General features: G+C 68.5%; 8 protein-coding genes. 3 read left to right on the forward strand and 5 right to left on the reverse strand.

All coding sequences use genetic code 11. From position 1 onward, the window contains the following. Positions 1-18 precede the first annotated feature (18 nt). The 4 genes from LLH23_04615 to LLH23_04630 form a co-directional block, all read right to left on the reverse strand. Positions 19-795, reverse strand: a complete 777-nt coding sequence (locus LLH23_04615) for a PHP domain-containing protein (protein ID MCE5237757.1) — start codon at positions 793-795, stop codon at positions 19-21. Between the two features lie 129 nt (positions 796-924). Then, positions 925-2,538 carry an FAD-binding oxidoreductase gene (locus LLH23_04620; protein MCE5237758.1) on the reverse strand — a complete coding sequence of 538 codons (1,614 nt, stop codon included), beginning with the start codon at positions 2,536-2,538 and terminating at the stop codon, positions 925-927. Next, the gene (locus LLH23_04625; GenBank protein MCE5237759.1) at positions 2,538-4,199 is read right to left on the reverse strand and encodes a M48 family metalloprotease; all 1,662 of its coding nucleotides are present in this window, start codon (positions 4,197-4,199) and stop codon (positions 2,538-2,540) included. The genes LLH23_04620 and LLH23_04625 overlap by 1 nt, the downstream gene beginning before the upstream one ends. A gap of 14 nt (positions 4,200-4,213) precedes the next feature. After that, positions 4,214-6,841: a hypothetical protein gene (locus LLH23_04630; protein ID MCE5237760.1), complete on the reverse strand. Its 2,628-nt coding sequence runs from the start codon at positions 6,839-6,841 to the stop codon at positions 4,214-4,216. Between the two features lie 282 nt (positions 6,842-7,123). Here LLH23_04630 and nifS point away from each other — a divergent pair, with 282 nt between their 5' ends. Genes nifS through LLH23_04645 form a run of 3 tightly spaced genes read left to right on the forward strand, consistent with a single transcriptional unit; the run spans position 7,124 to position 9,545 of the window. Beyond that, the gene (nifS, locus tag LLH23_04635) at positions 7,124-8,299 is read left to right on the forward strand and encodes a cysteine desulfurase NifS (GenBank protein MCE5237761.1); all 1,176 of its coding nucleotides are present in this window, start codon (positions 7,124-7,126) and stop codon (positions 8,297-8,299) included. Positions 8,300-8,304: 5 nt separating this feature from the next. Further along, complete coding sequence (locus tag LLH23_04640; GenBank protein MCE5237762.1) at positions 8,305-8,772, forward strand: hypothetical protein; 468 nt, start codon at positions 8,305-8,307, stop codon at positions 8,770-8,772. A gap of 8 nt (positions 8,773-8,780) precedes the next feature. Beyond that, the gene (locus tag LLH23_04645; GenBank protein MCE5237763.1) at positions 8,781-9,545 is read left to right on the forward strand and encodes an AAC(3) family N-acetyltransferase; all 765 of its coding nucleotides are present in this window, start codon (positions 8,781-8,783) and stop codon (positions 9,543-9,545) included. Positions 9,546-9,686: 141 nt separating this feature from the next. Here LLH23_04645 and LLH23_04650 read toward each other — a convergent pair. Then, positions 9,687-11,799: family 20 glycosylhydrolase (locus LLH23_04650; GenBank protein MCE5237764.1), on the reverse strand; the 2,113-nt coding region annotated here is incomplete at its 5' end.

Consider the following 11,799-nt stretch of genomic DNA (forward strand, 5'->3'; position numbering starts at 1 on the left):
TTCCCGATTCCCGATTCCCTACTTCGGCTTCTTCATCTCCGGCGTCCAGAGCTGGTCTCGCGTCACGCCCACGCTCTCGAGGACATCCATCATGTGGTGGATGCCGTCGAGGCTGTTGATGTCGTGGGCGTCCGTCGAGACGCTGATCTTCACCCCGCGCTGGGCGATGCTCGCGATGTAGTGCCGGTAGGACTCGCGGAAGGCCTCGCCATACTGGGCCGCGGTGAAGAAGGCCGAGTGGTTCGCCTCGATGGCGGTGCCATGGGCTAGCGCTGCGTCGGCGATCTCCCGGGCGTGCCAGTCAGGGATCTGTCCCATGTCCGTCAGCCACTCCATCGGCCCGCCCGGCTTGAACTCCCCGGCCCCGAACCACCACGGATGCACCAGCACGTCCACCAGCGGGTTGGCGATGACTTGCAGCATCAGTTGGTGCTGCAGATCGATGATTGCGGACTTGTCCGGCTCGCTGAAGTATGACGTGTGCGGCCCGCCGATCACGGTCTCAAAGCCGCCCTGGGCCAACTGCTCGCGGTCAATGGACACCGCCCCCGTGTCCTTGTTGATGACATTGACCTCGACCCCGAAGTAGATCTTCATCCGGCTGTTGATCTGGGCGAGGTCCTGCTTGATCAAGTCGTGCTTGGGCAGGAACTCGGGGGCGTTGAGGTGGTCGGTGATGGCGATGGCCTCGAGGCCAAGACCCTCGCAGCGCTCCACGAGCGCGGGGACGGTCATGGTCTCATTGGCACAGCGCAGATACGTGGTGTGAATGTGGAAGTCGAACGGTGCGGGCATTGTGTCTCCTTGCGTGTCAGGGCGGGGTGTCGGCACAGCCGACGGGGCCCCGCCGTCTGGGATAGGTACAGGGCGCGACAAAGGGCGGGGGCGCCGTCGCCTGCACCGACGCCCCGCCCTGGCATGGGCCTACATCCGTCCGGGGATCATGTTCCCGGGGTTCAGAATCCAGTTCGGGTCCAACACTTGCTTCACCGCGGCGATCTGGCGCAGGCCGTCCTCGCCGTACATGATCTGCAGGTACGGCACGTTCCGGCCGTTCACCTCGGCCGTCTTCTTGCCGAGGCCGTGCTCGGCGGAGATGGTCCCGCCCAGCGCCGCGGCCTGCTGCGCCAGCCCGGCATACAGCCGCTGGGCCACGGTCAGCTCTTCGGTGTTGCGCGCCAGGAAGTTGAAGTGCAGGTGGTAGTTGCCCAGGTGCCCCCAGGTGGCGGTGTGCTCGCCCTCATGGGGGAACTGCGCGCGGAAGGAGTCGGCGGCCTCGATGCTGAGTGCCAGCAGCTTCGGGAACTGCTCGGCGGGCACGGCAAAGTCGGTGCCGAGCTTGTAGCTCCCCTGCCGCCGCAGGTAGGCGTTCACGCCGTCGGGCAGCGAATGCCGGAAGTCCTTCTGCTCCTGGCGCTCGGCGGCATCCTCGGCGAACCAGTCCTGCGCGACGTGGTTCTCCTCGAGCGCCACCAGCAGCGCCTCGGCGTCGTCCATGCTCCCGGCGATCTCGGTGTAGATCGCGGCGGCATAGTTGCCGCGCACGGTCGGGTGCTGCATGAAGTTCAGGGCGTGCCCGTCAAAGTACTCGATGGACAGCACTGGCAGCCCCTCCGCCTTGGCCTGCCGCAGGTCCGCCACGAAGCCGAAGGCGTCCTCCAGGCTGCTGAAGAAGGCGATCTCGGCGATGATCTCCCTGTCCAGGCGCGCCAGCTTCAGCCGCGCCTGCGTAACGACCCCCAGAATGCCTTCGGCTCCCACGAACAGGTCCACCAGGTCCATGTCCGGGGCGGCGTAGAGCCCGGCGGCGTTCTTCACGGCCGGCATGGGATAGGTCGGTATGGGGATGTCCAGGTCGCGGCCGCCCACGGCGAAGCGCAGGCGGCCGTCGCGCGCCGTGACGTCGCCGCGCTCCACGGTCAGCGGCTCACCTGTCGGCAGCACCAACTCCAGGGCCTCAACCCACTGCCGCGTCGCGCCATAGTGGAAGGTCCGCGCCCCCGAGGCATTGGTGGCGATGCTGCCCCCCAGCGTCGCGGTGCGCTCGGTGGGATCGGGCGGGTAGATCACTCCGGCCGGCAGCATCCCCCCCAACAACTCCAGCGTGAGCCCCGTCGGCGCCACCGCCTCCAACCGTTCCTCATCAAGCAGGATGCTGTACGTCCGCCCGAACTGCTCGTGCTCGACACGTGGGGGGTCTGTCCCCGCAGAGGGCTGACCCCGCAGGGCCTCCCCCTCGGGGTCAGCCCCCTGCGCGAGCGGCGCCGCCGCTCTCTCCGGGGACAGACCCCTGGCTTCTCGCATCTCCGCGGTGCTCAGCACCCAGCCCCCGCCGGTCGCTACCCGCCCGCCCGTCAGGCCGGTGCCCCCGCCCGAGGTGGTGACAGATACGCCCCGCGCGTTGGCATCGCGCAGCAACTGTGCGACGTCGTCCACGTTCTCGGGGAAATACACCGCCTCGACACCGGCGGCGTGGAAGGCCCCGCCCTCGTCGGTCTCAAACTCCGCTATGGCGTCTGCGTCTTGTTTGACCAGCATTAGCCTGACAACACCATTCCCATCCCGAACAGTATGCCGAACGCCGCGACGGCCAGCACCAAAACCGTGCCCCAGAACTTCATGGCCCAGTTGTGGCAGGTGTGCGTCGTGCCATCGGGCAGTTGGACCTTCCACAGTTCCAGATAGGGGATCGGGTAGCGCCGGTACCAGCCGCGCATCACCACATCCTGCCCGATGAAGCTCTCCGCGCGGAAGAGGCCGAACAGGAACTCCAGGAGGCGTAGCGGCTGCCGGTAGTCGGTGGTCATGAAGCCGCTGCCATCGTGGATGACGAGGTCCTCACTCCAGTAGAGCCCCGGGATGCCGCGCCCGATGACCTTGCCCCGCAGCGTCACCGGCTTGCAGCGAATGTGCGACACTTTGACCTCGCCCACCACGTCGGCGATTCGGGCCGACGGGAACTCCTGCTTGGGGTAGGCGAACCCAAGGCGGACCAGGTTGCACAGGGCCCAGCCGGCCACAGCCACCGCTCCGACCAGATACCAGCTCTCCTCCTTGACCCCTGTCATGGTCAGGGCCCCGATGCCCGCCACGAGGAACCCCAGCAGGGGCAGGTAGTTGAACAGCAGGTCGGTGGCGAAGTCGTCCCAGTAGCTCTCCGGCTTGGTGTCGGGCAGGTCGTACATGGGCCGCTGCCCGATCGCCGTCGCCAGCCGGTCCAGGTGCCCCAGGCGCTTGGCCGGCAGCGGGTGTGAGGACGATAGCTCGGCCACCGTGGCCCAGGGGTTCCACAGGTCCCAGCGCATCGCGTTCAGCGCCGTCCGGTGGTCGTACGACCGGGTGCTCTCCTGGTATCCACCGGCCACCGCCAGGGCCATGGAGCTGCCGTACTTGGGGTCGAAGATGCCCATCATCTTCGCGCCCCCGGCCGCCACCACGGACACCTCCGCCTGCTTCTTCTTGTCGGCCACCGCCGGGGCCGTGCGCGCCAGGCCGTAGGCGATCTTCACCAGCGCCGAGGCCAGCGCATTCGGGTTGCGGGTGACGACGGCCGAGTACTGATCGGCGTAGTACTCGCGCACGCGCGACAGGAACAGCACGATGTACTCGCTGATCAGATACGCGATGTACGAGGCAATCGCCACGGCCACGATGGCCCCGGCGTTCTTGCCCCGGCCGCGCCCGGCCCGGATGCCGAACCGATAGATGATGTACAGCACCAGCGGCACCGTCGCCGCCACCGTCATCACCACGAAGTCCCAGTGGGCAATGTGCCCCAGCTCGTGCGCCATGACCGCCTCGGTCTCGGCCTCGTCGCACATCTCCACCAGCCCGCGCGTCAGCACCAGCCGCGCATCGCTCGGCCAGTGGCCGAAGCAGAAGGCATTGGGGTTGCCGTCCTCGATGATCCCGAACCGCGGGACGGGCAGCCGCCGCTGCAAGCACATCTCGCGCAGTCTGCTGCCCAGCTGCGGACTCACCGTCTCCGGCGCGACCCAGTTGATCTTCAGGATCCACTGCAGGATTGTCGGCGAGATGGCGAACTGCAGCGCCGACATGCCGATGGCGATGCCCAGCGCCAGCGGCAGGGCCGTGGCGGTGGGCAGATCGGCGGCGTACAGCGCCGCCACCAGTACGGCAAACAACAGCCCGAACAGCACGCCCAGAACGGCAAACGAGCGAAACGCGAGGTTGAGCACCTCGGCCCTCCTTCTCAGGGCACGATCCGCACGTAGTCCAGCGCCACCGCTGCTCCCGCCACATCGGTCGGGTCCAGCCGCAGCCCCCTCAGATAGCCCTCCCACCCCGGCGCCTGGCTCAGGTCGAGCCGGTACTCGTGGACGGCCCCATCTGCGACTATGTCGAATGACAGACTGTGTTCTACAGTGAGCTTGCGCAGGCTGGTGCGCCACCAGAGCCGCCCCTGCTTGCCTGCTGATGCCGCCAGCCCGATCAGCGCCGTCTTGTACGGCCGCGTGTCCAGCATCGTGTCGCCGCCAAACATCGCGGGCTGGTCGCTGTCGGTACGGCCGGTAAGCTGCCCGTCGAGGATGCGCAGCACGCTCATGCCCATCGCCGACGTCCAGGTCTCCTTGGTGTCAAACTCCCAGGTCCGGGGCGGCGCCGGATAGGAGCGGTCATACGGCCCCATTCCCACCTCCCCCGGCAGCACCAACCGCGTGTCGTGGAGGGGCCGGCTACCAGCCGGCCCGCCGTCACCGGCGCTGGCCGCCACCCCCGTCGCCGCCGCCAGCGCATCGAGCCACCGCGTCCCCTCCGGCCGGCAGGGCTCGAGCCCCGGTGTGCCGTTCCAGTCCCCCGCGATCACCACCGGCAGGGCCAGGCTGTCGGGGCGTCGGCCTCGCAGCAGCGCGATCCGCAGCAGCATCTGCAGACGCTCGGGCGTCAGGTCGGCCTGCCACGCCGGCTGCAGGCACAGCACGTGGGGCACTTGCCGCTGCGTGGCGTCCTCCCAGGCTTCCAGCACGGGCTGGCACGCCGCCACGAGGTCCTCGGTATGCAGGTCGGCCGCTGCCACATAGCCTGCCGTCTGCAGCAGTTCTGCAGACGCCATGTTCAGCGGCATGCACGCCACCAGCGCCACCGCACCCTCGGCCGCCACGGCCCGCAGGTCGCTCAGGCCCCACCCCTCGCGGCCCCGCTGCAGGGCCTGTCCCACGAGCAGCACAGGCTTGCCCTGGTGGCGCAGGTAGTTCGGCTGGGCCATGATCGGCGCCAACTCGGCCAGCAACTCTCGCGCGGCGTCGGCGGTCGGCACCGGGTCGGTCCAGCGCAGGCACAGCCCGGCTTGCCGCGCCAGCCGCGACCCCAGGAAGGCGTCCAGCACCCTCCCCTCGTCCTTGCGCACGTCCACGATGAAGCCGCTCAGGCCGTGCTCCAGCCCCCACTTCACCTGCCAGTCCACGACCTCGGGGTCGAGGGCATAGTCGCCCAGGTACGGTCGCCGGTACAGCATCCGGTCCAGGATCGCCGGGCCCATGCCTGGCGGCGGTGGCTCGTGCAGGTGCGCGTACAGCGGCTGCGCACCCTTCGCCGTCGGCGCCGGCACACGCTCGGCCACCGGGATGCCGGACGCCGGAGCCGGCTCCAGTCGCAGGTCCTCCTGCAGCGTCCGGTCGCCGTAGTCGGCCCGCAGGTGCACCGTGCCCGGGCCGGACGCCTTCGCCAGCCACGTCACGGGCTCGGGCACACCGTGCGGCAGGCGCTCGACCACCGAGACGCCGTCCGGAATGGAGATACTGTCATCGGCGGTCACGCTGACGCGGATTGGTCGCGCCTCCACGCCACCCTCGTTCTGTAGCACCCACACGAACCGGAAGGCCCGCCCCGCCTCGATGGCGGGCTCCACCGGCCCCGCGAACGCCGTGCGCAGGTCCGCCGGCCCTTGCGGCGCATTGCTCAGCCGCAGGTCGTGGACCAATACCTCCGGCGTAGTGGCGCGATTCATCGCGCCTTCAGCCCCCACTGCCAGCGCCAACCCGGCCAGGTCCCCGTTCCACGACTCCTCATCGCTGCAATGCATGTTGTAGGTGTGCCGCCCCGGCCGCAGGGCCAGCGTCGGGCCGTGCAGACCGCGCTGCACGGTCGTGGCCCACTGCAGTTGCATGGACACAGGGTCGCGCACGGTCAACTCGAGGCTCAGCCACTCGTAGCGGTACGTCGGTACCGCCAGGGGCGGCGAAGCCAGCACGACGTCGCGATCCATCAGCCGCATCTGCGTGCCATCCACCCCGGGGCGCAGCACCGCTACCCCCAGCACCGGTAGCCACTGCCCGGCCTGGGCGGGGTTGTCGAACTGCCACTGGGCCTGGCCCGTTGGCTCCGCGTCCGGCCCCACCAGGCGCACGGTGCGCAGCCGCAGTTGCAGCCCGGGCGGCCCCATGAGGCGCAGCCCCGTCACAGTCCGCAGGTTCTGCCAGTGCGGCAGCAGGCGCAGATCATGGTTCTGCCCGTCAGCGGGGACCTGCACCGGGAGGGCCCCCTGCCAGCCCGTCGCTGCCCCCGTGCGGCTCTCGCCCTGCCACACCAGGTGGATCGGCCCGGCGCTGCGGACGCTCAGCGAGAGCTCGATGGTCTGGAAGGCCTGCGTGGGGACTTCCAGGGCCGGCGAGCGCAGCGACACGCCCTCATCCGAGCCCGGCCACAGCGTGCCCTCAGCGCTCGTCTGCGGCATGGAGGTGGCTTCATCGCGCCAGCCGGCCAGCCCCTTGGCGAAGTCCCATGACGCCAGCGTCTTCGCAGGCGCCAGGCTGCAGATGCAAGCGATCAGGGCCACGATCAGCAATGGGATCCGCATGGGCATGAAGATCTGGTTCCGCATCAGAATCACATCAGTGCCGGCGTCCCGCCGGCCCAGGCCCCTCTCCACTCCCGTTCCCTATCGGCCGCCCCAATCCCTCCGCCCGCGGGAAGAACCCCTCCGCCCATGGCCGGCGAGACGCCGGCACTGGGCGGAGGTATGCCTCCCGCCTCCCGCCTCCCGCCTCCCCAATCCCCAATCCCCAATCCCCGATCCCGCCTCCCCGACAAACGTTTGACTCCAACTGCATAACCTGCTTATGATTAGGCACCCAACCGACGCACCATGAGGCGAGGACACGGGATGATCTATCTCGACCATTCAGCAACCACCAAGGTTGATCCCGAAGTGCTGGAGCAGATGCTCCCCTTCTTGCAGGACCAGTTCGGCAACCCCAGCAGCGTCTACCGCCTGGCGGGTCAATCGCGTGCAGCCATGGACCGGGCGCGCGAGCAGGTTGCCGCGCTCATCAACGCCGACCCGCGCGAGATCATCTTCACCGGCGGCGGCTCCGAAGCAGACAACCTGGCCATCAAGGGCTATGCCTGGGCCCACCAGGACAAGGGCAAGCATCTGATCACCTGCGCCATCGAGCACCACGCCGTCTTGCACGCCTGCGAGCGCCTGCAGAAGATGGGCTTCGAGGTCACCACGCTGTGCGTGGACCAGCACGGCATGGTGGACCCCCAGCAGGTGGCCGAGGCCATTCGCGACGACACGCTCCTGGTGACGATCATGCACGCCAACAACGAGGTCGGCACGGTCGAGCCGGTCGAGGAGATCGCGGCGCTGTGCCACGAGCGCGGTGTGGCCTTCCACACCGACGGCGTGCAGTCGTTGGGCCGCATCCCCATTGACGTCAAACAGATGGGCGCGGACATGATGGCCTTCTCGGCCCACAAGATCTACGGCCCCAAGGGCGTGGGGGTGCTGTACCTGAAGAAGAGCACGCGGGTCTGGCCGGTCATTGACGGCGGCGCCCAGGAGCGCGGTATCCGTTCGGGCACCGAGAACGTCGCCGGCATCGTCGGCATGGGCCAGGCTTGCGAGCTGCTCAGCCGCCGCATGGACGAGGACAATGCCCGCATCTTCGCGCTGCGCGAGCGCCTCAAGCAGGGCATCACGGACCGCATCGAGTACCTGCTGTACACCGGCCACCCCGAGCAGCGCCTGCCCAACATCGCCAGCTTCTGCTTCCGCTACATCGAGGGTGAGGGCATCCTGCTGAGCCTGGACGCCTACGACATCTGCGCCTCCTCGGGCTCGGCCTGCACCTCGGGTAGCCTCGACCCCAGCCACTGCCTGATGGCCATGGGCTTCCCCCATGCCATCGCCCATGGCAGCTTGCGCCTCAGCCTCGGCCGCGAGAACACCGAGACCGAAATAGACCGCGTCGTCGAGGTCCTGCCGGGCATCATCCAGCGTCTGCGCGAGATGTCGCCCCTGTACGGTGACGCCCGCCGCAACGGGGAGGTCTAGCCCCCGTGGCCCGGCTGCTGCCCCTGGGCGCTATGCTCCTGCTGCCCCTGCTCGCCGGCTGCGGCTCGGGTTCGGGTACGGTGACGGACGGGACGACGTACTTCGTGGTGTCCCGGCCGGCATCTGCCGACAGTGACTCCTATCTCCTGCCGCTGACGGACCCGGACGACATCGCCCACGCCCGCGCTCTGATCGCCGATCGCGCGGCCGCAGGGGCGCAGATCGTCGTCGCCCGCATCGAGCGCGGCAGCAGCGACGGCCTGACGGACAACCGCGACCTGCTCAACGAGGGCCGCCGCTGGTCGTGGCACGTCAGTGAGTTCCTGGGCTTCGCCGAGGCCACCATCGAGATCCTGGACGGCAACCCCAGCTACGTCGAGGCCAACCTGGACGAGTGGATGCGTATCACCGGGGGCGAGATCGGCTTCTGGAGCTACACCGTCACGCGCGAAGTCAGTCCCTCGGAGCTATGACCCGGCCGATGAGCACTCCTGACCAGCCCTCCGTCACCGCGGCCGACATCGTCGCCGGCCTCCGCGACCTCGGCCTGGCCCTCGGCGACCTCGTACAGGTCCACTCATCTCTCAGCGCCTTCGGGTACGTCGAGGGTGGCGTGGATACGGTCGTGGATGCCTTACTGGAAGCCGTCGGCCCCGAGGGTACGGTGATGGTGCCGACCTTCAACCACGGCGCCGTCGACATCTTCGACCTGGACACCAGCCCCTCCACCAACGGGGCGATCACCGAGGCACTCCGTCGCCGCCCGGAGGCCCACCGCAGCCTACACCCGACCCATCCGACCGCCGCCATCGGCCCGCTCGCCCAGTTGCTGACGCGCGACCACCTCGCCGCCGGCACCTTCGGCCTGATCTCACCCCTGGGTAAGCTCGCAGCGATGGGCGGCAAGGTCCTGCTGCTGGGCGTGGGGATGAACGTGAACACGATGGCACACCTGGGGGAGACGCTGTACGGTGTGCCGTGCTTCATTGAGGGTTGGCCGCGCCGCCTGGTGGACATGCAGGGCCGCATCGTCCCGGCGGTGGGCCTCTACTGGCGCAACGGCCCGTGCCGCGTCGAATGGGACGCGCTCGAACAGGCTCTCCGCACCCGCAGCCTCATCCGCGACGGGCGCATCGGTAACGCTGAGACCCACCTGATGCCGGGCGCCGAAGTCCTCGGCGCCACGGTCCGCCTCTGCCAGCAACTCTGCCCGACCTGCGAGACCCGCCCCCGCATCGTCGAGTAGCGGGCACCGCGACCAGGCCGTCGCCGTTGGGCCGTCGCCGTTGGAGGGGCCGGCTATCAGCCGGCCCGCCGTTACTGGGACCGCGGGCATCCTGCCCGCGAGCCGTAGCCGTAGCCGTAGCCGTTGCCGTTCCGCCTCCCCCTACAGCGCCTTCTCCGGCAGCTTCTCCGCCTGCACCGCCGCCTCCAGCGCCGCCATCGTCTTCTGCATCTCCTCCCGCCCCTTCTGCGCCCGGAAGACGATCCCACCGTCGGCCGGCCAGCCGCCCGGCACGCACCGTCCGCCCCCGGCCTCCAGGATCGAGCGGTCGAACATCTTCTCGATCTGCGTGTAGTCCCCGGCCAAGCGCCTCAGCCCGTCCAGCACCGGCTGCAGCTTCGCCGGCCGCTCCGCCGGCGGCAATGCCCCAAGCTGCGGCCACAGTTCCACAAGCTGCTTCGTGAGCAGGACCCGCCGCGCCAGCGTGTCGTGGATGTGCACATCATGGGCCATGAAGTCCAGCGTCACCGTGTTGCGCGTGGCGAGCTTCCGCAACTCCGCGATGGCCGCATCGGCCCGTGCGCAGAACCCCTGCAGCCGCTGCGCCTCCGCCGCCAGGTCCGGCTTCGCGGCCAGCGCCTCCGCCGTCTTGGCCAGCGGCACGGCCAGCATCTCCTCGAGCACGCGGTTGTTGCTCCAGAAGCCCTGCTCCTTGCGCTGGCCATACGGCTCGTGCATGGCCTGCAGCACGGCTGCGTCCAGGCCATCCGGAGCGGCTGCGGGTGGCACCCCGAACCACTGCCGCGCAAACCGCCAGCGGAAGTCGCCGGCGTCCGACGCCGCCGAGTTCCACCCGCACTGCCCGCTGAACACCACGCCATACAGGTTCAACTCGAAGATGTTCCGCCCGCCCCAGATGCCGTGCACCCACGTGCAGGTGCACTCGCCCGGCACCTGCCGTGCGACACCGGCCGCGAGGAACCCGCTGATGTTGCCGAAGGTGTTGTTCCAATCATCGCCACCGTTGTAGTACCGCGTCACAGCCGGCGTGGCCCATGTGTTGGCAAACCCCTCCTCCTGCAGCCGTCGCAGCGTGGGGTAGCTCGATTGGTTCCCGTAGTGCCAGTCGAACACGACGATGTCCTTGGCCAGCTTGTCTTTCGCCTCGTCGGTGTAGCCCTGCTCGTGCCACCAGATCATCATCCCGCGCTTGCGGTCGGCGAGCATCTGGTGGATCTTCATCATGTGCTCGGCGTACAGCCCCGGCTTGCCAACCGCCTCGGCGCGCGCCTTGCACTGGTCGCACTTGGCGAAGCCATGCCCGAATTCATCGCCCCCGACATGGATCGCGTCGGCGCACGGGAACGCCTGCAGCAGTTCATCGAACAGGTCGCCGAGGAACGTGAAGGTCTCGGGGTTGCTGGAGCAGTAGACGTCCCCGCTCTCCTGCAGATGCTTCAACTCCGGATGGGACAGTACGCTCCCCGAGTGCCCGAGCGTCTGCTGCTGGGGCACCAGGCGCATGCCATGCTGCATGGCGTACTCACTCAGCAGCTTGCCCTTCTCGATGGTGAAGCCATTGCGCCCCTTGAGGGCCAGGAAGGGGTACTTCTCATAGAAGAACCCCGCCCCCTCGAAGTAAGGCATGATGTAGTTGATCTTCACGGCGGCCAACTCACGAATGACGCGCTTCCAGTACTCCACATCCACGACCTGGAACGCCCCCTGGTCAATGGCGACCATCACCAGCCGCCTGGGGATATCGGGCCAATCCACCACCTCACAAGCCGGAGCCGTGGCCGTAGCCGTTCCCCCTCCCTTCAGGGAGGGGGCAGGGGGTAGGACGCCGTTGCCGTTCCCCTCTCCGGAGCGCAGCGCAGCGGAGCGAGGGAGAGGGGTAGGGGTGAGGACGCCGTTCGCCCGCCGCCCCACAATCCGCTCCACGCACAGCAGCATCAGCGGCAGCCACATCGGCACTGCCCGCACCGTCGGCAGCAGCATCCAGCCCACCATGAACCCACACAGCAGGAAGGGCATCACGCCGACCAGCGCCGCCGTGCGCCGCAGGTGCAGCGCCCGGAGGAACAGGAACATGAACCAGCCGCCCATCTGCAGCGACAGCAGCGCCGCCCAGCCGAAGGCGTGCTCCGGGGGCATCAGCATGAAGAGCCAGGTCTCGGGGTAGAAGCAGGCCGATTGGTTGTTGGCCACAAACGGCATGCCGCAGTTGGTGTACGGGTTCCACAGGGGGATGGTGTTCTGACGCAGTTGCTCA

This window comes from bacterium (assembly GCA_021372615.1).
Lineage (GTDB): Bacteria > Armatimonadota > Zipacnadia > Zipacnadales > UBA11051 > JAJFUB01.